The sequence below is a fragment of the Azonexus sp. IMCC34842 genome (genome assembly GCF_050368855.1).
GTDB lineage: Bacteria > Pseudomonadota > Gammaproteobacteria > Burkholderiales > Rhodocyclaceae > Azonexus > Azonexus denitrificans_A.
This window is the reverse complement of record NZ_CP178449.1, coordinates 496,356-518,262: the sequence shown is the minus strand read 5'-3', so window position 1 is coordinate 518,262 and position 21,907 is coordinate 496,356. Positions and strand designations below refer to the sequence as shown.

At 49.6% G+C, this 21,907-nt stretch carries 18 protein-coding genes; 5 read left to right on the top strand and 13 right to left on the bottom strand.

Annotation, left to right across the window (positions count from 1 at the left end):
• Positions 1-207: 207 nt before the first annotated feature.
• Genes ACLIKD_RS02435 through dptF form a run of 6 tightly spaced genes read right to left on the bottom strand, consistent with a single transcriptional unit; the run spans position 208 to position 10,942 of the window.
• On the bottom strand, positions 208-993 hold the full coding sequence (locus ACLIKD_RS02435; RefSeq protein ID WP_428827026.1) for an HNH endonuclease: 786 nt from the start codon (positions 991-993) through the stop codon (positions 208-210).
• Between the two features lie 36 nt (positions 994-1,029).
• Positions 1,030-2,148 (bottom strand): DGQHR domain-containing protein, encoded by a 1,119-nt coding sequence (locus ACLIKD_RS02430; RefSeq protein WP_428827025.1) that lies wholly within the window; start codon positions 2,146-2,148, stop codon positions 1,030-1,032.
• A gap of 8 nt (positions 2,149-2,156) precedes the next feature.
• Positions 2,157-2,981 carry an HNH endonuclease gene (locus tag ACLIKD_RS02425; RefSeq protein WP_428827024.1) on the bottom strand — a complete coding sequence of 275 codons (825 nt, stop codon included), beginning with the start codon at positions 2,979-2,981 and terminating at the stop codon, positions 2,157-2,159.
• Between the two features lie 18 nt (positions 2,982-2,999).
• Positions 3,000-8,036: a DNA phosphorothioation-dependent restriction protein DptH gene (dptH, locus tag ACLIKD_RS02420; protein ID WP_428827023.1), complete on the bottom strand. Its 5,037-nt coding sequence runs from the start codon at positions 8,034-8,036 to the stop codon at positions 3,000-3,002.
• Entirely contained in the window at positions 8,017-9,327 is a 1,311-nt protein-coding gene (dptG, locus tag ACLIKD_RS02415; protein WP_428827022.1) for a DNA phosphorothioation-dependent restriction protein DptG, read from the bottom strand. The genes dptH and dptG overlap by 20 nt, the downstream gene beginning before the upstream one ends.
• A gap of 1 nt (position 9,328) precedes the next feature.
• Positions 9,329-10,942: a DNA phosphorothioation-dependent restriction protein DptF gene (gene dptF / locus ACLIKD_RS02410; protein WP_428827021.1), complete on the bottom strand. Its 1,614-nt coding sequence runs from the start codon at positions 10,940-10,942 to the stop codon at positions 9,329-9,331.
• Between the two features lie 349 nt (positions 10,943-11,291).
• Between dptF and dndB the strand changes: the two genes are divergently transcribed.
• From dndB to dndE, 4 genes are read left to right on the top strand one after another with little or no spacing between them, the layout of a single operon-like run.
• Entirely contained in the window at positions 11,292-12,392 is a 1,101-nt protein-coding gene (gene dndB / locus ACLIKD_RS02405) for a DNA sulfur modification protein DndB (protein ID WP_428827020.1), read from the top strand.
• Positions 12,393-12,396: 4 nt separating this feature from the next.
• On the top strand, positions 12,397-14,145 hold the full coding sequence (gene dndC / locus ACLIKD_RS02400) for a DNA phosphorothioation system sulfurtransferase DndC (protein ID WP_428827019.1): 1,749 nt from the start codon (positions 12,397-12,399) through the stop codon (positions 14,143-14,145).
• Positions 14,142-16,124, top strand: a complete 1,983-nt coding sequence (gene dndD, locus ACLIKD_RS02395) for a DNA sulfur modification protein DndD (RefSeq protein WP_428827018.1) — start codon at positions 14,142-14,144, stop codon at positions 16,122-16,124. Before dndC ends, dndD begins: the two co-directional genes overlap by 4 nt.
• Positions 16,121-16,507 (top strand): DNA sulfur modification protein DndE, encoded by a 387-nt coding sequence (gene dndE, locus ACLIKD_RS02390; RefSeq protein ID WP_428827017.1) that lies wholly within the window; start codon positions 16,121-16,123, stop codon positions 16,505-16,507. The genes dndD and dndE overlap by 4 nt, the downstream gene beginning before the upstream one ends.
• A 249-nt stretch (positions 16,508-16,756) precedes the next feature.
• Here dndE and ACLIKD_RS02385 read toward each other — a convergent pair whose 3' ends face one another.
• Genes ACLIKD_RS02385 through ACLIKD_RS02375 form a run of 3 tightly spaced genes read right to left on the bottom strand, consistent with a single transcriptional unit; the run spans position 16,757 to position 17,874 of the window.
• On the bottom strand, positions 16,757-17,308 hold the full coding sequence (locus ACLIKD_RS02385) for a hypothetical protein (protein ID WP_428827016.1): 552 nt from the start codon (positions 17,306-17,308) through the stop codon (positions 16,757-16,759).
• 35 nt (positions 17,309-17,343) lie between these two features.
• Positions 17,344-17,682, bottom strand: coding sequence for a hypothetical protein (locus tag ACLIKD_RS02380; protein ID WP_428827015.1), 339 nt, complete (start codon positions 17,680-17,682; stop codon positions 17,344-17,346).
• 48 nt (positions 17,683-17,730) lie between these two features.
• Positions 17,731-17,874 (bottom strand): hypothetical protein, encoded by a 144-nt coding sequence (locus tag ACLIKD_RS02375; protein ID WP_428827014.1) that lies wholly within the window; start codon positions 17,872-17,874, stop codon positions 17,731-17,733.
• A gap of 158 nt (positions 17,875-18,032) precedes the next feature.
• On the opposite strand from ACLIKD_RS02375, the gene ACLIKD_RS02370 reads away from it, so the two are divergent.
• Entirely contained in the window at positions 18,033-18,293 is a 261-nt protein-coding gene (locus ACLIKD_RS02370) for a helix-turn-helix domain-containing protein (RefSeq protein ID WP_428827013.1), read from the top strand.
• A 10-nt stretch (positions 18,294-18,303) separates the two neighbouring features.
• On the opposite strand, the gene ACLIKD_RS02365 is transcribed toward ACLIKD_RS02370, so the two are convergent.
• From ACLIKD_RS02365 to ACLIKD_RS02350, 4 genes are all read right to left on the bottom strand, one after another.
• The gene (locus ACLIKD_RS02365; RefSeq protein ID WP_428827012.1) at positions 18,304-19,221 is read right to left on the bottom strand and encodes a hydrolase or metal-binding protein; all 918 of its coding nucleotides are present in this window, start codon (positions 19,219-19,221) and stop codon (positions 18,304-18,306) included.
• A gap of 80 nt (positions 19,222-19,301) precedes the next feature.
• The gene (locus tag ACLIKD_RS02360) at positions 19,302-20,309 is read right to left on the bottom strand and encodes a YqaJ viral recombinase family protein (protein WP_428827011.1); all 1,008 of its coding nucleotides are present in this window, start codon (positions 20,307-20,309) and stop codon (positions 19,302-19,304) included.
• An 87-nt stretch (positions 20,310-20,396) separates the two neighbouring features.
• Positions 20,397-21,365, bottom strand: a complete 969-nt coding sequence (locus tag ACLIKD_RS02355) for a DUF932 domain-containing protein (RefSeq protein ID WP_428827010.1) — start codon at positions 21,363-21,365, stop codon at positions 20,397-20,399.
• Between the two features lie 178 nt (positions 21,366-21,543).
• Entirely contained in the window at positions 21,544-21,882 is a 339-nt protein-coding gene (locus ACLIKD_RS02350) for a hypothetical protein (RefSeq protein WP_428827009.1), read from the bottom strand.
• Between the last annotated feature and the right edge of the window lie 25 nt (positions 21,883-21,907).

Genomic DNA, 21,907 nt, shown 5'->3' with positions numbered 1-21,907 from the left:
GAGCTGATGAGGAGCTCGCTGACACCGGAAGTCGATCGGCCAAAACGCCCCCAATTCAGTTCTTCTTTGTTTATTTTTCGGTAACTAACAGATGCCAGATTTAAACTCTGGCAGGACGTCATTTATGCAAATAGCGTACACCAAGAAATAACAATGATTAGACAGCCCCCCTGTCTGCCTCACAATGGTATGCAACGGATGTGATTGTCACCCCTGTTCAAGCTCAACAGTAACAGGGAGTACCGTTGAAACAACGGCGTCTATTTTTTCAGGCTCCCCATAATGAGCCTGACGATGGCAATTTGGGCAAAGCGCAATGGCGTTGTCGAGCGAATCTTCACCATCATCAGCCAAGCGCTTCTTGTGATGCACCTCCAAGTATGGGGTTCCATCCAATGCTCTGCGGAAAGGCGCTTCGTTATGGCATCGTTCACACACCCCATTGGCACGGAATAACGCCTCTGCCACAACGTCTGGATTGCGAAGAAAAGTCGTTCCTTTTGTTGGAATAGCCCTCGGTTTTTTATCAGCGAGGGCTAGTCGCTTCACTCTTTCTACTTGAGAGTCCCTGCGGGACCTATTAACTTGCGCTTGAAACTCACGCTGGAGTTCGGCCTCTTCCGCTCTTCCTTGAGTAAGGGCTTCGAAGCTCTCCACAACAGTTCTCATTGCGTGCGTATTTTTCTTGTAATGCTGCTCATAGTAGCGAATATGTGCTCGCAGGGACTTGATTGCTTGCTGAGTTCCCTTTTCCCCATGTTCTTTATGAATTTGTTCGATAAAGTGCCGCATTGCAGACTGGCTCAGAATTCTTCTGAATTCTTTCCCATCGACCAAGCATTTGTAATTGCCGATGAAACCACTGGCTGTTCCACTCTTAATGCCGTAGTTAGATAGCAAAGCAATCCCGTCTTTGACCTTGAGGTGCTTCGCATACACTTGGCTTGCGATTTGACAAGCGATGGCAATCTGGGATTCCGAAATGCTATTCATCAATATCTTCCAAGATCCGCCGTTTACGTAGGCCGTTTAACCCTGAGCATTATCTTCACTTGGTCGCGCAACCAGCCCAATATTAGTTCCCCATTGCGATTTATATTTTATGTTTTGTTGTATCTGCTTCATGGCTTCTAATATCTGCTCTCTGACTGACCTAGTGTCAGATATGGTAATTGTCCAAGTTGCCAACCAGAATTCTTCCTGCTGAGTTTTTAGCACTTTTTCGACGCACCTCGTAACATCTTCCTCATTCGAAAGATCTATCTCCTCATCGGAATAGTTAGCTATGAACTCAATCGCGTCGACGACGAATTGGTTCATCGACGTCAGCCCAACCTTGCTCAGAAGTTTGCTGTCTTTTGAAAAAGCATTTCCCCAATTCGCTCTTATCACTTTCCAAATGGTCAGGAAGAAATCCAATAGCATGTCTTCATCTTCGAGGGCTCTTAAGTTTTTCGATTGAATATATGCGACAGAGGACTCGATCGAGGCAGGAATGATCCATCGATTTTCTTCTTCAATATTGGGCAACGCTAACAGACCCTTAAATGGACTACTTTCGTCATCATTTGCCCACCCAACATAACTTACTTGTCGGCTCAAGCTCAAGCGTGCTGAACGCAATCGGATTTCGAGATCTTGGGCGGTATAGTTTAGTGTAAGGGCACGTATATGGTCAGGGGAAACTTTGGATACTTTGTTGTTGATGACGATGAATTGGAATGCCTTTTCGTCTGTGCTTGCCCCGAGTATGGCCACCACGGGAACGATCGTAGCCGGATTATAGGCATTCATTCCAAATAACCTGTGTTGTCCATCAATGACCAAAGCTTCAGCAGATTTTGACTCATCGATATCCAAATCGTACAGCCCATCCTCGCCATTCCCAGAGATTGTGAATACGTCGTTGGATAGTGCAATTACGATAGCAGTCGGAATTATGTTTCTTTCGTCCTCTGCCATAAACTTTGTGATTCCCTTAACTCGGAAATCGTTTCTTGATCGTTGTATTCCGTCCTTTCTTTCGGGTGAGATACTTGGTATGGTCACCCAGTTTAACAACTCACCAACTGCCGAGCTAAAAATACAGGTTTCCAGTGACTGATCGCCAGTGCGTTGTTTAAACTTGATACAGCGATATTTTTTCATCATCTGCCCTATATATTACAATTAAAAAAATCAATAGCGTCATCTGGATATCTGTATTTAATCTCGCCCATCGCTCCAACTTTAAGCGCAGCCATTTTCAAGGTAATACGCTCATCGCATGCTCTTCGAAAGATATTTCGTCGGTGCAGGGCAATTCGTTCTTTGTATTGAATTCTTTTGATATCGCTTGCATCTGGAAACGGGGTTAATACAAATGAGTGAAGGTGTGCATCCTGCCATAAAAGAGTGTTTCCCTTACTATGGTTGCAATCATGGCATGCTGGCAACAGATTATCTGGCGAGCTGTCTCCTCCGAAACTTCTTGGCCAAATATGCTCATACTGGACTTTAGTGTTTATATCCTCAGTTGCCCTCTCCAGCTTTTTGTCACAGATGTAGCAATAGATTGCTTGGTGTTCAGGCGTCACAATCGATTTGGTGGATTTGTTGACTATTTCCTTGGAGGTCTCTGCCGCCGTTAATGAAAGGGAGATCAGCCTGTTTATTCCATCTTGATTTTGTCGATCGATCGCAATTTCCCATTCCGTTTGGAGATAACATTTCATTGATTTGGATTGTTGCTTGGGGTCTAGCGAGGGGTCACTGACTAGATGGACGGCCATTCTGATTAACCGTGCCATCATATTGAAGCAGTAAACCCCAAGATAGTATTCGGCAAAGTCTTCTTGTCGCCTGCCGATTTGTAGATGTTCCAATTGGTAAACTTGATTCCTTGCTTCTGCCGAGATGAACTGTTTCGCTATAAGTTGAAACAGTCTTTCCCCCTGGGTCGCAGGTACGAATCCAAACATATTATCGATAGAGCTTTTCATGGAAATAACGGGGTGGTTCTAACTCGACCGCTCTAATAGTTCCCAAAATGCAAAATCACGGATTTTCTGGAACCTCTTGTTGCCATCGATGAAGATGCTGCAGTGCTTTTCTAGCTTGCGGACGCTCTCCATTAAGGCTTCCTGCTCCGACCTGTCATCGATGTTAAATATTGACTTTATGTCCGCGTTTTTGATTTCAGATACGCGATGCACGATCCATGTCAGCACATAGCTGGCATAGTTGTTCTCCCCCGTTTTGAAGTGGGTGATGTCTTGCGTTGAAAGGATCACCCCCACCCCGTATTCGCGCCCTTCTTTGAGTATCTTACGAAGAGAAGAAAAATCCTGAGACATGAAGTTGTCCGCCTCGTCCACGAATATCATCTTGGTGATTTGGCGGAAGTCCCCCTGAACGATGGGCTTTCCCTTCTTCTGCATTTGCGAGTAGAACAGGTCGAGGGTCAGAGCAACAACAAGATTTTGGATCTGAATTGAGTATCCCGCCAACTCGATAACCGTCACGCGTTCAATCAGGTCGTATAGGCTGGATACCTCACGTGTATCGCTTTCGAAGATTTCGTAGCTCGCTAGACTATCCAGTGCAGCATAAAGCGAATCCTCTTCGACCTTCTCTTGATTTATAAACAGATCCCAGACATTTTGAATCGTTGGGGCGGGCCTGCTCCAGGTAGAAGAGTCGGATCTACTAATTCCAGAAATTTCGTATGCGTCGAGAATTAGCTTGCGAAGACGTAGCTGCTGTTTTTGCCCGAGCCCGAATGCTCTCGCCATTGTTTCCGCGAATCCCGTTGCCGTATGAACGGGCAACATCGGCATGTCACCGTAGAGACTTAGGGGATTGTATGGCAATCTATGTAGTCGATACTTCTTAGCGCTCGTGGCTTTGATAAAGGAGTCATCAACATAGTCCGACTTATAATCGAATATGAGCATTCCGATTGGAAGCCCTGCAACATTATTTGACTGGTTACGGACGAGTTGGGTGATTACCGATTTGGTGAACTGGGTTTTGCCCGTTCCCATGGTGCCTATGATGCCCGTATTGGTATTCATGAACTTCGCTGTATTGGTGGGCTCCCAATAAAGCGGCGTATTGCGAAGAACCTCATGTCCGAAGAGCACTTTTAACGGCAAGGATGGTGTTTGAGTTTTTTCGGCCATGTTCGTCATAGCATCAGACGATGTCGTTTTTGTTTCGATTTTGGCCTGAACTCTGGCTTCGTCCATTTTGGCTAAAGCGGATCCGGTGTGCTCTGGACGGAGGCGATATTGATCAGGAACATGAACGGTTTTCACAAGGGCATCTAGTTCCGATGATGTCTTTGCGTTGATGAGTGAATCGAGTAATACGAATGGCAGTTCCACCTGGAGAATGTTGGAATCGGTCAAGTTGTAAACAGGTTCGAAGCAACTGTCGTTTTCGACGTGCGCGACGACGAATCCAGATGCGTACCCATCTAAATCTGCCAACTTGTATTGGCCTCTTAACCACCAGTCGCGACGTGTCATCAGCTCGCTTAAATCGCTCTCGGACAAGACGTGATAGAGGCGCAACTTTTCGACCTGCATCATGACTTGCCTGACGAATAATCCACGGTAGAGAGTCGATGCCAATGTTGAGGGCCCCAATACCTCCTCGGTCAAATAGCGTTTCAATTCGGCAGCCTGCTTCCCAGCATAGGCGAAATCTGGCCTAGCCCCCGTCTTTACTTCGAGAGGAAGCAGGTAGAGATATTCACCTTTGAACCCAACAAATAGAACGTCGTCTGAAATTGCGCCCCTACGATATCCTTGGGCATTTCGGGAGAATTCGCTATCACTCATCTTGAGACCGACGTTACCCGAAACCCTCAGCATTTCTGCCACAGATAGTGGAACCCACGTGATGTCAGAATCACGCAGTATCGAGCTCACAAACTTGTATGCCCCAATGATTCCGTTCTTTTCCTTGCGCTCATTGGAATTGGCCGTGAGCATCTTGAGCAGCCATTCCCCATTGAACGCATTAAATTCTGATAGTAGGTTGTCGCTCCTAAGCAGGCTCTTGAATAGTTCTACCTGCTTAGTCACCGTGATGGCATCGTAACCAGCAGCGCTGGTGTATTGATCGGAATAATGGATTAGAACGACATCCTGCTGGTTGGCAAAGAAGTCGAGGGTGACCTTAGGGTCAATGATAGTCGTCCATAATGCACTATCGTAAGAGCGCCCAATAAGCTCCTTAAACTCATTTCCGACGGCCAAACCGATACCCATTCCCAAATTGTGTGCATTACTCTGCCGAGCGGGCTGGAACAATGTGCCAATAAGGCGAGCCAATCTCAGATGTTGGTGTTCTTCGTAATGAACTCCACGCAAGCCAAAGGCAGTGAAATATGACATTTCCTTGGTTTCAGAAGCCTCTCCCGCTATTAGCCCATCGCAGAGAACCCCGCTGGCAGCCTCTTCGATATATACCGCCCGGCAATCCACCGGAGCATTATTGGAAAAAAATGCCAAATGCGCATAGGCGAGCGGTTCGCCTGGCCTGGGTGTACAGAATTTGCTATAGGTGAGCCTGCTTCGCACAACATCGATGAGCATATCGGCTTCAGCACGGATATCCCCCGACGTCAGGCCGAGCCACGATTTGATCTCATCGTAGGAGGCGGTCTCCGCAAAACGGTCGAAATCGTTGTACGACAGTGCATCATCATAGAAATTGACGTGAATGGAACTTGACTCTTCTTTGTTCAACTTAAAGTGGTCAACTAAACCTAGAAATAATTCTCGGGCCTCTGCCTGATGTATGGCGTTGATGATGAGTGCGCTACGGGTCGCCGTCCTGAATAGACTGGCATATGCCTCGGTGAATTCGGCCAGTTTGTCTTTTACTAGTCGTTGAACATAACTATGGCTTGCCTGCTTTTGCGGCACCAACTCTAGCCAGAACTGGTTCTCCCTGACCGGAAGCACATGGGAAAAATCCGACTCGGAACTATAAATGAAGGGTAATAGTCCCGATGTAACCAGCCTCTCTCGTGTAACACTAGGCAGTTCCCCAAAGGAGCCTGAGTCGTCTACATCGATCCGGCAAACTAGATTGAGATGATAGGACAGAACTAGCGGATGCAGCGGGGTAATGCGCTCTTTTCCTTCGAGAAAATAGATGCCTATGCGCATCAAGCGCTTATGGTCCTGGCCCAACACCTCGTGTCGAGGGATGCTCAATAGTGCAGCCTCGTAGGCGTCTACCACGTTTTGTGCCAACGTGCGGTAAACGTCTCCCCATGCCACGAGGCTTGGTAATGTTTTGTATCGGGCTAGATAATCGAAGAGTGCCTTGTAGGCGAAGTGGAGCGGTTCGCAAAACCCCTGGATATCATCGAGTTTGATATTTGCAATTGGTCCAACGAACAATAGTAATTCATCTACCAGCCTAGCCTCGGCCATCAACATTTGCTGACGGGAACCAACCACGCTTATTTCCGAGTTATCGATGATGATCTTGCACTTAGCTCGATTGAACTCCGCGTTGTAATCGTCGATGAAAAGTTTGCCAAAACGTTCTTTGTCGAACAGAAGAGGTAGGGTTATCCCCTCTTCTGCAGCGGGTCCCTCCACGTTGAGGCGAAGTAGGTGATGGCCAGATTTCAAAGTGAACTGAATCATTTCAGTTTGATTGGCTAGCTGCTCGAAATCCACGATGCTGAATTGCTGGCAATCCACGCATTCGTCACCCTCGTCTAGATGAATTGTTTCTCCATCGCCGCCCTGGATGCGTAGATTATTTTCCTCCATCAACAGAGTCAGCCAGCCGTGGCGAGGATCCACCCGAAATCTATTTTTGAATTCTTCTAGGTAAAAGTGGCCTTGCTCCACCATAAGGCAACGGAACTTATAGTCTTCGGAGCGATTCTCCCGCTTGAGTTCGATGCTAAAAAAGGTGACCTGCCCGTCGTATGGAAGGATTACGTTGGCCCGACTGCGTTTTCCTCCCGCTCGAGTGACGGTAATCTGTGCCAATTGTTCAATTCTTTTGTTATGCGAGATCCTTATCTGATCCGCCTCTAGATCACTTCCAATGAAGGTAAGTTTGACGGTCACCTGCGGCAGTCCTGCGGGAACTTCGATTAGCAGGCCAAGTTCTTTCTGCCCCGCTTTCGTCTGGCTTTTTGCTCGACGATTTAAGGTGCATCCGATGACTTCGATGTCGTCGAGCGCCATCTTCTGTTCTTGGTTGGCGGTGGCTTCATTCAGATACGCCTGATAATCCAACCCATTCCAATCGTTGCGCTCGATGAAATGTTCTCGGATGAATTTTGCGCTGAAATCCTTGAGCACATTTTCGTACTGTCCCGAAAAATGCTCGACGGCAAACTCAATTTCGCGGTGTAGCGCACGGTTTTCCTCAAGACGCCTACGTATTTGCGACTCCTTACCTTTCATATTGAGGATGAGCGGATCGTTGAATAGGCCCAACTCACCGAATTCCAGCACGCCATCCGTCAACGACTTATAGAGAGGAGCAAAGCCAAATACGGTTGAATCTTCTTCTGTGATTATCGAAAGCTGGTCCTTAAGCAAGCATCGTGATAATTCACGCCCTTCTACTCGCTGATCAATCAGGTCTTCCAGCTTTCTAACGAGACGCTTCGGATGCCATATGGCATCCGAAGCGCCAACATCGTCAGCACTATTGATAAGCGTATCAAGCAAGCTGTTGTGAATAATGATCAGTGCGGCTTGCGCAAATTGGTGATCACGTCCAGCAATTTTGTCTCGAAGAAAAGAGATATAGTTTTCCGTAACTCCCCTCTCTCCATCGTGCAGAACGGGAATCAGGCATATCCCGCTGCACGAAACAAAGGGCAGAAAGACGCCATTGATCTCAATAGTTTGTGCATCAGCTTTAGCCAAAAACGCTTGATGAAGGCGATATGCATTGTCCGCATCAGGCGACTTGAACTGGTACCGGAGCCCAGGACGGATATCCGGCTTAGCCCAATCTAGAAAGCAATCAACTAAGAAGCTTTCATACTGTCTTACGGACATAGACGGCATCTCCACTATCACTCATTCTTTCAACGTTACCCATACGCTCGTAGAAGCTGACCAAAACCTGCTGTGTCTGTCCATCTAGATAGAAGCCTCGGCGGCGAAACTCTTCCATTAGCTCGTGGAGCCGCAGCTTTTCTCTCAAACCAATCGAAAGATTGGTTAAGAGAAGAAGTTGGTCTTGGTTAAGCACCAACACTCGTCCCGCTCTTCCACGAGTCTGTACGAAATCTCCGCATATCTGTTTTTCGAGTTCCTTGGTGTATTTTTCGTTTATTTCGCCTCGCGTAGTTTTGTTCACCTTGAACTGTTCGACGGCGAGACCGATTAGGTGCTCGAATGCTGTCTCGACTGTATTGGCGTCACCTCGCCCGTCCAATTCCCTACTTTTTGCGAAGGCATCGATATATTCATTAAGCACGCGTAGCACGCCGTCACGATCTGCATACTCAATGGAGTCTTTGTAGACTTGCCAGAGTGGGCGCTTGAAATCTTTATGCTGGATTGCCTCAAGAGCCGAAAGGATGGGAAACAATCCCTCACTGAACTGAGCAAACATCTTGTAACCGTGATTTACGTTGATACGCTCGGTACTGGCTCTTTCGGTATCGAGAATAAAATATAGGGGCTTACTGACAGGCTCTCCATCTTTCCAAGCGGAAACATTCAATGCCATCTGCGTGCAATAGCTGAAAGCATAGAGCCTAAGCGTATTTGTCAGCTCCCGTAGCAGATACTTGGGATGCGTTGCTAGGAAGTTGATGTCCTCTTGGAATGCCTTGGCGATATACGGGAGGTAGTGTTGTTCGTTCGAAGCGCAATCGGAGTTTTCGGACAATTTACGTTGCAGCACGAGAAGCATCTGGTGCTCGAGAAAATTGAGCTGCTCGTTCACCTCATCAAGCTGTTTCGTGCACCCGAGCAAGCCACAAAATAGGTCACCCATACGTACATTCGCGGCCCCCAACTCTGATTTTCCGGAGCCTTTCCGCTGCGCCTTGAATAAGAGAAATAGCGGCGAGATATCGAAGACCGCTTCGGACGCGAAATACATGCGATCGAGTACTTCCCAGAAATCTGGCTGATCCATCTTAGTGATAAATTGCCTCTTGCAGTCCTCGCGAAACTGCTCGAAGTCATACTGCTTTATTTGCTTTTTCAGAGCGTGGCCCAGCACCATCCCCGTAATGATGTCCCAATCAAAATCGTTTCCCTTATTGCGAATTGGGAGATAGCTGATTAGTTTGTTTTTATCAGAGGGAGCGAGGTCTTCTGGAATCGGGAACATGCTACGCCACCCCGCCGATCTCGATCATATCGTCGTCCAGACGGGCGGTGTAACAGCGCCGATTTTCGTATATCTTTAAAACACTACTTTGCTTTGCTACCTCTCGAATCTTCTCAACAAGTTCGTCCAGTAGAACCACGGCACTCTTGTCGTATTTATTGGGACGATAGCCACGATTGAGCTTGAAAATGAGCTCAAAAAGATTCAGGTTTACGGCGATTGGCTCCAGTTCTTTATCGGATACTTTTAGGCTTGCCCAAAATCTAGATACCGACGCAGAGGTCTTGCATTGTATCGACGCAAAATTCACCTTCACTTCTACAGGAGCGGCCAGTTGTAACGCGCCCGATTTTCCAAGAAAAACCTCTCCCTTTTGTAGCCATGGTGCATTTCGATTCGCGTAGCGGTAGATCCCATTGATCAATTCATTGCCGTAGAAGGGGCGCAACGCCAGCTTAGCTTCGCTACTTCCATCGTAATCGTTATGCAGAAGCCATACCTTTGAGTATCCATCGAGCAATTCATCCACGAAGTCCTCGGTAAATTGATGGTGAAAGTTATTTCCGATGGATTGATCCAACAACAGGTAGAACAGCCGGATCAAAGACCCCGCCCCCACTGCTACCTCACCTTTAAATTCTGGCATCAACCGATTTTTTTGTAGGTGATCAATAAAAACTGAAAGCTCCACATTGGGAAGCCCCAACTCAAAGCGCAATAAAAACTGGTCAAGGGCACGTGTATGAAGGAGAGCTGGATCAAAATCTCCCATCCTCTGTATTAATTCATTGTCACTGGCACCGAACAGATTGTCAGGAAGATATTTATTCCCCAACAATAGTTGATAAATAAAATCAAGCAGCGCTCGTGCAGTTATGAACTTATCCTTAATTAGGCGGACCTTGAACATATTTTCAATGATGGCATTCTGCACACAACCCAAGGCCAACAATTTAAAGTTCGCGGAAAGCAAAGGATCCGTTTGCTCTAAGTCATCTTTTTGACTAAGCACATAAAATGGGTTTTTATCACTCGGTTCGGTAAGGCGCATCATCAGTTGTTTTGCGAACTTAGAGTGAGAATCTGAATTGGTGTTGAATTGGAATTTCGGGTAGTTTTCGAAATCAAAGAAATGGTAGGCGGTATCGGTATTTTTTCCGTTCAAGAAATTCTCGATTGCATACTTAACTAATGAATGGCGTGACGCCCCTTCTTTGCAGTAGTTGGCCAGCATTCCAATATTAATACCTACGGCCAGCGGCTTACTGCCGGCATGACTCTCATCGAAAAGTTGATCGAGAGCATCTATTGCTGATTGACGCGGGGAAAAGCTATGGGTGCCATCAAGATGGAATCGGACTCGATTCCGATATTGCTCATGGCAGCGAGCTAATATTTCCGATTTTCCATCACCGCTACTGCCGCAAAGAAAAACAATTTCCCCCGGAACAAGAGTGGAAAGTATTTTGCGGAAATCGCGCTCGATATCCTGCTCTATGTAGAGCCAGTCTTTGGCATCGTCCAATGAATCTCGAGGTTTATCGCTGAGGGTCTTTACTGAGAACGGCGATGCCTTAGAAAGGACGCAGAGCGCATCTCGCAAAGTCAGATCCATTAGTATCCCTTACCGTTATATGGTAATAAATTCTGAAGGCAAATATTCCGTCAACACGATAACGACAAAAGGCGACGCATTCGAAGCCCAAAGACAAGCATGAATCTCGAAAAATGAGTTTGCAGCAGACGCAAGACAGGTTGAGCCCGCCCCTATTTTCTAGCTTTTTATTGACGAAGTAGCAGCCGGGCTGGGCAGTCTATCACTACTACAACTTCTATTCTAAATGGGTTTCCAATTTTCGAATTGGCGGTATTACTGCGATAAATTACTTAAAATATGGAGCAAGGTATGTATTAAAAGCTCGCATGTACGTTATAATCAGATCAACAACACAAACACGCGTACCATGGACCCTGTATTCGAATACATTTTTCCCGCCATCCGTGGCATCCAGGCCGGTCGAGAATATTTTGTCTCGATGTGCCCTCTCCGTGTCATTCCCAGAATTTTTCTGTTTGATGAAGAAGAATTGATGCCGGAATTCAGGGCTCAGAGGATACTGAACCGGGCGCGCATCCCTGAAATCGCCCAATATGTGTTGAAAAACAAAAAAAGCTACGTGTTTTCAGCCATAACCGCCTCGTTGGACGGTGCCGTCCACTTCAAACCGATGGGCTCAAACGGAGACGCTGATCGCCTTGGAGCCCTGCACGTGGACATGTCCGCTCGGTTCATTATCAACGATGGGCAGCACCGGAGGGCAGCGATCGAGCAGGCTTTGGCAAACGCCCCTGAGCTCGCGGACGAAACTATTGCAGTCGTATTTTTCATAGATAGGGGCCTGGAGCGAAGCCAACAAATGTTCTCCGATTTGAACAGGCATGCGGTTCGCCCAAGCCGCTCGTTAGGTCTTCTCTATGACCACAGAAACGACCTGTCTAAAATAGCCAAACTGGTGGCATTGAAATCTACGGCCTTTAAGGACTTAGTCGAGATGGAGCGGAGCACTCTATCGGAGCGCTCGCGGAAGCTATTCACACTTAGTTCCATTTATACAGGATGTTCAGTATTACTCGACACGGACGAATATTCCGATGTTGATCATGCCTCCAAGGTTTGCATAGAGTACTGGGATGAAATATCGAACCACATTCCGGAGTGGGAGATGGTGCGATCCTCCAGAATGACTGCGGGAGAAATAAGGAGAGATTTTCTCCACTCACACGCCATTGCGTTGCAAGCGTTCGGAATGGTGGGACGCGATTTGTTACAAGTCGATAGTCAAAATTGGAAAAAGCGTTTGGCGGGCATCGGAAAAATCAACTGGGCCAAATCAAATGCGAATATATGGGAAGGGCGAGCTCTAATTGGCGGACGCGTCTCGAAATCCTCCAACAACGTCACCCTGACGACCAACTTCATCAAGCATGAGCTAGGACTCAATCTCGGACCGGAAGAAAAGCGGGTCGAGCAAATGTTTGAGCGTGGTCGCATCAATTCGAAATAGCGCAATGGAGCAAAAAAAAATTACGATGGAAGAGCGTGTCGAAACCGCGATACGCAATACACAGGACCTTTACCTGAGTGACTCTCTTCCTTGGGTTGTCGGTTACAGCGGTGGGAAAGATTCGACTGCCACTCTACAACTGATATGGAAAGCCATATCAGCACTCCCTGTTGAAAATCGCACCAAGCCAATCCACGTTATCAGCACCGATACGCTTGTCGAGAATCCCGTTGTAGCCATCTGGGTCACGAATTCGCTTGAGACCATGCAAAAGGCTGCTAACGAACAGCAAATGCCTATCATCCCGCATCGTCTAACCCCCAAGCTCGAGGACAGGTTTTGGGTAAACCTGATTGGCAGGGGGTATCCTGCGCCACGCCCTTTGTTTCGCTGGTGCACTAGCCGACTAAAGATTAACGCATCGAACACATTCATCACCGAACTGGCAAACAACCAGGGGGAGGCGATACTTGTTCTGGGCTCTCGCAAGGCCGAAAGCAGCGCACGGGACAAAGTGTTGGCCAAGTACGAGAACAGCACCCGAGAGCTCTTGAGCAGGAATGCCGACGCGAATCTCGATCGAGTATGGGTTTACACCCCCGTATCAACTTGGACTAGCGCCGATGTCTGGGAATATCTCATCGAAAACGAGAACCCCTGGAATTACGACAATATTGAGCTATTTCATATCTATCGGGGAGCAACGCCGGATGCAGAGTGCCCTCTAGTCGTAGACAAAAGCACGCCGAGTTGTGGAGATAGCAGATTCGGATGCTTCGTCTGCACCATGGTTTCGGAAGACAAATCCATGCAGGCGATGATTCAGAACGACGAGGATAGGCAATGGATGATGCCATTGCTGAAATTCCGCAATGAATATCTAAAAACCGAAGGTGACAGGCACTTGCGAGAGTTCACCAAAATGGACGGCAGCCTCCAACTCCAGTTCCTCGGCATCAAAAGCGCTGGGCGCGCCATACCTTCAGCCCGTCCGGGTAAGCTAATCAGCGAAAAGCTGGTGCGGAGATTGTCGACGACAAGTACTGAAGAAGATGGTTATCCGTTACCGAATCGCAAGGTGCTAATTCTGGAAACTCGGGTCATCGACGAAGGTGGAAAAAAACACGAGACAACGTACAAGATAGAAAAAATCGCGACGTTAGTTCACGGCCCCTATACCCAAGAATACCGTGAAACGATGCTTGGAGAGCTCCTGCGTGCGCAGGAGACTATACGGAATAATTTGCCAAAATCAGTACCAGATTTTTCTATCATCACCCTCGAAGAACTGGAAGAAATTCGCAGGATATGGGTAATTCAAAAGCGAGAGTTTGAAGACTCTGCGCCTGAAATTTACTTGAGTGTGACAGGGACAAATTATCCAAGCCCCGAATTGGATGAGACGACCCCATTTAGACCCGATGACATTCGCCTGCTACGCGATGTTTGCAGGGAGATAGCGCTCGAATCACCGCAGAGCGGGTCGCAGAATTCGAAACAGCTACTGTTCAACGTATTGCGTGAGCAGTTGGGGATCCAGCACGGCTATCGAGGCGCTATACGGCGAGTAGGCTTGCACGGCGAGCTGGAAAATGTGCTCGAAATGCGCTCCTTTGATAACGAAGACCAGGCACTTGATTTTGCGCTTCTACGAAAAGCAGCGGGCAACGAACTGATGTATGAGATGCGCGATGCCGCTGACGTCTTTACTTACATTCCCGACGAACAACCTGCACAGGAACTGGACGTATGATTTTTGAGCAGGTGGTATTGAACAATTTTGGCGTATATCGGGGCGAACACCGAATAGACTTGGAAGTGACACCGGAAAGCCCTGTAGTCCTAATCGGCGCCTTGAATGGAGCGGGAAAGACGACGTTTTTGGATGCGATGCAACTCGCCCTCTACGGGAAAAGCGCCCGCTGCTCAGGAAGAGAGCGAGTGAGCTACCCGGACTATCTTGAATCCATGATCAATTGTGACGCCCCGCCACACCAAGGGGCCGGTGTCGAGTTTGCCTTCCGTGCACGGGCTAATGGGCAAGATACACATATCCGCGTATGCCGGACCTGGCAAAAACGTGGAGGTAGCGTCAAGGAAAACCTAGAGGTATTCCGCAATGGGGATCACGATGCAGTGGCCTCGACTCGATGGGTGGAATTCGTTGAGGATTTCATGCCATCACAAATTGCTGATTTGTTCTTTTTCGATGGTGAGAAAATCGAAGCGTTGGCCGATCCCCAGCGTTCCGCAACATTGCTCAGGGTGGGAATCCATTCACTCCTTGGAATCGACCTAGTAGAAAATTTGTTGCGGAGCCTTCAGCTGGTCGAACGCAAACGGATGACTGATACGGCAACTGAAAGCGACAAATCGTTGTTACAAGCCGTAGAGGCACAACGTAACGAGCTCCGAAAAGAGCTCGAATTGAACATGCAAAGGAAGGCGTCCATCCAGAACGAACTGGATTCTGTTGAAAAAATGGAAACTACTGTTTTGGCAGAGTACAAACGCTTAGGTGGGGACCTTCTGACCCAGCATAATCAGCTCGTCTCTGAGCAGGAATATTATCGTAAGAAAAAAGCGAAAATCGAGGACGAATTGCGGACGCTGGCGGCAGGAGCGTTACCGTTAATGATTCCTGCAAAAACCCTGGAAGTTGCCTATTCGAAGGCATTGGAGGCAAAGCACAACGGCAACATCGATGTTTTGAAAATGGAGGCTGAATCAAGAGACGCTTTCATCGAAGAGTTTGTCGGCAGCCTCGGGTTGGAGAAACCCGCCTTGGCGAAATTGCGCTCTCATCTAAAGGAGGACCGAGCACGCAGATATCAACCATTCGTATCAAAGTGGAGAATTTCCGAAGAGTTACTTAACCAATATGGACGCGAAGCAACCGAGGCGATAGGGCGGGTAGCCGAGCAAGCATTGCGGGATCTTGAGGTGGCGGAAGAGCATCTAATCACGGTCGAACGGAACCTCGCTGCTGTTCCTACAACCGATGAGCTATTGCGTGTCCAGAAGGAGGTGGACACGATCAGGACCAATCGAGCCAGATTAGAAGCAATGATAGGCTTGCTGGATGGTGATGTTTCCGCTCAAAGAATAAAACTGGAGCGACTCCAGGCACAGGCCGAACGTGAAGCGGAAAAGCTTGGCGAGCGATTGGCACGCGACGAAGTATCCAGGCGAGTAATTGAACATTCATCTAGGGGACGAAAGGCGTTGGCAATCTTTCGGGAACGCCTTTTAGCAAATAATTTGCATCGTCTCGAACAATCGATCTTGAAGCACTTCCAACGTCTCATAAGGAAAAAATCGCTCGTTCACGGCGTTGCTATTGATCCTGAATCGTTTCAGATTTCAGTCACCAATCCTGCCGGACAACTTGTTCCGGCGCACCGGCTTTCCGCAGGGGAGCGTCAGTTACTTGCAGTGGCAACCCTATGGGCTCTGGCTCATGCATCTGGGCGCTATTTGCCAGCGGTCATCGATACGCCTCTCAGTCGATTGGACAGCAAGCATCGCGGTACCTTGGTCCAGAATTATTTTCCTACTGCCAGCCATCAGGTCATCCTCCTATCGACCGACGAAGAGGTCGTGGGCAAATACCTGGAGCAGTTGAGTCCCTCTGTTGGGAGGTATTACCTAATCGAACACGATGAGTCGGCAAAAATGTCACGGTTTGTCGATGGCTATTTCGCACACTCTCATCCTAAGGTAGAGGCATGACACCGATCGAAACCGTGAGGATTTCCGAAAAAGCCAAGACGCAACTAATCACCATGAAGCGTCGCACGGGAATAGCGAACTGGAATGTGCTGTGTCGTTGGGCGTTTTGCCTTTCGATTAACCAGCCGACCAAGCCGCCCGAAGAAATTATTCCTTCCGATAGTTCCGTCGAAATGAGTTGGAAGACATTTACTGGCGGTGCCGACTACGTGTATTGGGGGTTGCTGTTGTCCCGTGCAGAGGAAGATGGCATCCCTCCGATAAAGGAGGCGCTCTCACATTACTTCCGCCTACATCTACATCGAGGAATTTCCTATCTATCGGGAGCAAATGGCCCGAGCGATCTTCCCCAGTTTATTCGATTAGCACTTCCAAAAAGCTGAGTTGAATTCAGTGTCAACATCTACCTAAAATCAATATAGGCATTATTGTCTCAGGCAGAGTGCGGGCTATTCGACCTTATGGACTTGTAGACTACGGATAGTCCCTTGAGACTACTGCGATGAACTGGATTCGCATTGATGCCGTTGGCCTGCGTAATACCGGCGACTGATGTACCTTAGCGCTATCTCATGCAAAAAAACAAGCTCATTGAAAAACAAGAGGACCGGAGTCCCCTTGCCGTATTCGAGTCAGTTACAGTTCCTCAAATCCTGCATTTGGAGCTCTGACTTTTTAGCCCAACCGGCAAACTTGCCGCTTTCGGCAACCTTTAATCCAACGTACTTGTCGGCTGACTGAGTAACGGTGTACCCAATGTATTCAGACACGTCACCTGCCTTGCTGGCACCGCTCTGATCGACATAGGCATTCACACCAGGCTTGGCTGCAACTACACATTGACCTGACCATTTGTCCTGAATTTGGGCTGGAACGATTTTGGTGGGCGCAGCAGCTTGACGATACTTACCCGCCAATCCACGCATCTGGTTGGTGAAGTAGAACAGTGTTTCATTCACACACTTGTTCGTGCTACACATATCCAACCGACTTTGGTAGCGCTTAATGCTTGCCGCATCGGCTGGATCGGCATTCTTCTTCCAGTTTGGGTTGGCAGCCAGTTCATCGGAATACCTCTTCAGTTCTGGCAGCATCACGTCCGCGCAATTATCGCGGTCCATATTGCAGGCCAACGCGACATTGCCAAGCAATAGTCCGCCTAGAACAGCAATCAGTTTTTTCATTTGACCTCCCTTTGGTCTGCTAACTTGTCGGTGCCCTACTTCTTGTAAAGCACCGTCACCGTACCGGCCACCTTATTCTTGCCAATCTCGTAGTCAGGGTTGAAGGTTGCCAGGTTGTGTACGCCAATCGCCAACGCCGAGCCAATGCCGAATAGCGCGGCCGGACTGAACGAGGCAGCCATCGATGCCGAGCGGTATTCGGAATAGACCCGACATTTCAGGTCGGCCTTCTCGATGCGCCCTTCAATTTTCTCGACCACTGCACCGATATTGGAGACGGCCACGACTTGAAACGATTCGCGACGCATCACCAGCGTATCGAGCTTTTCAAGCGTAATTTCATCGGCAGTAAATTTCTGAATGTCTATCGACATGTTGATGTCCTTGAAGTTGTTTGTAACGTGTTCGGGTAGATAGCCCGATCACTGCGCTTGGAATTCGCTGGTCTGCCGGCCTTGGTGCTTCATCCATTTCCCGTAGGCTGAAATGGTGACGATCGATAGGGCACCGGCGATGAAGGTCACAGCGAATGCGGCCAGGGTTTCAAGAGGCGATTGGGTGTACATGAAATTCCTTTCTGAAATCGAAGAGCCGTCCCGCATGGGCCACGAAGGATCAAAGATCGAGCATTTGCGAATAAACAGGGGATTGGGCTGAGCACAATTGCATTTTTGCAAAATATCCCATATCGGGATATTTCTCAAGCGAGCATTACCGTGGCGTCATGGTCAAGTCGCTCCACTCCCGTCAGTACGCCATCTTCCGAGGGCTGCTCACGCAAGCGCGTGAAGATGCAGGAATGACGCAAGTGCAAGTGGCGACCCAGCTCGGCAAGCCACAAAGCTACGTATCCAAATACGAGTCCGGTGATCGTCGACTGGACGTCACCGAGTTTGTCCAGATCGCCGACCTCCTGTCCCTGGATGTCAGCGATTTCCTGGATCAGTACCGCGCAAAAGCTGGGACATTCAATTCGCCCCTCTGAGGTAGCAAAATCAGGCTGATTTCCTTGGCTGCCCTGATCTTTCAAGCTTTTCTAGAAGCGACGACTCATTCTGATTGCCAGCGCTCCTTGCTGCATCCGAAGAGACGGCTTGGTGCTCGGTGATGGCCTCCGGCGTGAAAAATTCTTCCACTACCGCTCCGCCTTCGTCCTCGCTGTCCTCGAACGCGCCATTCCCCAACCCCTGTCGGGCTACCTCATCCAAGGCTGCCTGGTTGAATCCGGCCATCTGTCTGGCTTCCTCCAAGCGCTTCGCCTCCGTCAGTGCCTCCTCGACAGACAAACCAGCCCGCACGGTGATATCCACGTAGTAGATCGGGGTCCCGTGACTCTGACGCGTCGACTTCCCGCGCAAGCGCAGTTCCAGCGGCAGGCAGGACAGCCGATTACCGGAAATGGCCTGGAAGTACTGCAATCGAGCAGCCAGCGTGCGAATACTGTTGAAACCCGTCGTCCGGAACACGAAGCTGCCCAAGGGGTCATCGTCGCTGAGGGCCACATTCAACCGGCCATAGGGCTTGCAGGAACCGCCTTTTGCCAGCGAACAGCCATCCGGTGAGAGACAAGGCAGGCTTTTGATCCCGTCTTCGCTCTGCCGTTTGCAGCTTTCGCCATTTCCAACGCACAAAGGGCGCCCTGTGCTGCGGTCAAACAGGCTGTACTCAGCTCGAAAGTTAAGATCGGGATCGTTGAACAGCAGCCGGATCGGGATGTTCCGTATCTTTCCACCCTGCTCCTTGCGCAACCCTTCATCGAGCGGATGAACCAACCAGCCATCCTTGTTTTGCACCTGGCTGGTGATCGTGAACTGATCGTCCTTTTCCGGCAGGCGCTTACCGGCTTTCTCGACGACCTTGCCGATAGAGATCCGACCCAGAACGGGCGGTGTAATGGCGAGACCTTTCAACATGTGGTGTGCTCCTGTAATTAAAAAAAAACCCACGCCACACCGGACTGTCCGGTGACGGGGTGGGCTGTGATGGATAAAATTCAGAGGACGAGAAAGCGCCGGCTACCGGCTTTGGTGACGGCATAGCTTTGTTGCAGATCCGGCTGATCCTTGAGCAGGCGCGTCATGTCCATGACTACGCTGTCCTTTGACCGCTTCCAGGTGACGCTACCGGTCTCGAAATCGGCCCGACTGGCCTCCCCCATGGCTTGCTGCAAGGTTTGCTTCAGTTGAGCTTCCAGCTTTTCCTGTTCGGCAATCGACTGACGCACGGCCAGCAGATCGGCAAAGCAGGCTGACAGATTGCGTTCATCCTTGAAGTCCACGGTTTGGCCGTGGTCTGCGGGATAGAGACAGCGCAAGGCGGTATCGGCTGAGTCGGAGCCATCGGCCGGTGGCGGCGTATCCGTCTCGACGTAGCGCCAGAACTGCCTTTCCAGTTCAATGAGACGAGTAATCAGCGTTTCGTCACGCTCGATCCGGTGAATCTCCAGATGCTGACCACCGAGCAGGACGGCAACATCGGCGGCCTGCTTGCCGGTAACAGCCAACTGGTGATGCACCTGCAACTGGACATACTCAGGAACGCCTTCCTTCCAGAGACGCGCACCATTGATGCCAGCCGTTTTGCATTCCAAAATCTGGACGTCGGGCGCACCGGTGACTTCGCGGTCGATATTGGCCAACATCCACGGCAGGCTCGGATCAGGATGCTGCAACACCGCGTTGATGCGCCGTACTCGATTACCGGTGCGCCTTGTGTAATGAGCAGCGACGATCGGCTCCAGGATGTTCCCCCAATACATTGGCGATTCTTCATCCTGGGGATCGGCCTTGGGCAATCCACCATCACGACCCGTTTTAATGAGCCACAGTTCGAGTGGCGACTGATAGGGATTAAGACCCACAGCAGTAGCTGCATCGGAACTTCCAATCCCTTGCTTGCGCACGGCGAGCCAATCTTCTCGCGGCAGTTCCTTGGTCTTGACCAGTTTGAGTGCCGGACGATTCTTGATCGGACTGGCGCAGGGTAAGGTTTCTGCTTGCATGCAATTACTCCTTACAGAAATGCAAAATGCCCAGTCAGCCAATAGCTGAACTGGGCATTTGCGAGGGATGAATGGTGAAATGGCGATTCAGGGGACGAGCTGCAGCGCGGTATCCAAGGCACGCTGCTTAATGACGGCACCTTGTCCAAACCATGCCGAGTCAATGCGGTACTCTGTGCTGCGGGCACGACGTTCGTGATCCACATACTCAGTGACCGCGTTGAGTAACCCCCACGCGGTATTCTTGGCCGCGTCGAGTTCAGCACCCTTGCCTTGTCCGTCGTAGAGCGCTTGGACACGCTTCAAGGCACGCTCATTGGCCAAACCCGCCGACTCGACGTTGCCGGGCTGGACATCGCACATCACGCGCAAAAAGTAATTCATGGCCTCGTGCGATTTCACTTTCCTTTCGGCCAGGATCTTCATCCGGTACATAAAACCATCATATTGAGAAACGGCAATGCCCAACTGCTGCTTGACCGCCTGCGGATCGAAACGCGTGCTGTGCGGCACCTTGATCGCCTGCGTGGCGCCATTCACGGCGATGGTCAGTGTGTTGTTGCAAACGACACGGATAGTGGTCGGGGTGGCCGTAGTCGCTAAACTTCCGTCACAAGACGTGGCGAGCAAAAGATAGCCGCGCACTTGGTCGTTGCCCTTCAAGGCAGTCGATTGGCCGGTACGTGCCAAGGCCCAAAACTTCTTGCCTCCTTTGAGCACACCAGCCGTCTCCAGTTCGTAGCCGGAAACGTCAGTCAGATCGCGGTAGAACTCCAGGACTTCCTTGGGTTGGACGACTTGATAGCGCTGCGACACAACCGAGAGGGCTTCCTTGGTGTCAGAGCGGTAGAGCACCTTTTGATCTTCGAAGGAATGGATGCAGCCCAGACTACCGATGCTGTCGGCCATGAAACGAACAGGGCTTTCGAGAATCTGCCAATTCATACCTGCTTCTTTTTGCCAGACTTCGATGGGTTGTTTTGCGGGGAGATGATTGCCAAGCCCATGCCAGGGCTCGGCACCGACGTACGCCATTTGGGAAACAAGGTGAGCCATAGTGATTTCCTTTGGGAAAAAGAGGACGTGACGATGCTGCTGAGAACAAACAGCAGCGGTCAGTACAACGAGGGAGTGGAATACTGCGAGAAGAGGTTAATCTGGTCTGCTCTGGACGAGACAGACGTTTGCCAATCAGGCGCGAAGGCCTTGCTGGCTGTGTTGCGGGTTACTGAACTTATGCGTCAGCCGGTAGGCTGCTGAAGGTATAGCGGCATGCGAGACAGAGATAGTTGTCGAGAATCCGCTCATCAACGACCTCGCCTAATTTGGCGCCGGCCAGAGCACCAGTCGTGCCACCCAGCATGGCACCGATAACTGCCCCGAGAAAGCTGCCGACGATCATACCGGGCGGACCGGCAACTACGCCAACGGTCATGCCAATTTCACTGCCAGAAAGAGCTCCAACAGCACCGCTCGCTGCACCACCGAGTGTGCCGATGACGCCACCAGCCTTTTTGGCGCGATTACGGGTTGAGATACGTGCAGAGTGACAGCTTGGGCATTGAATGTTCATTGTCTGACTCCTGAGGATAGAAAGG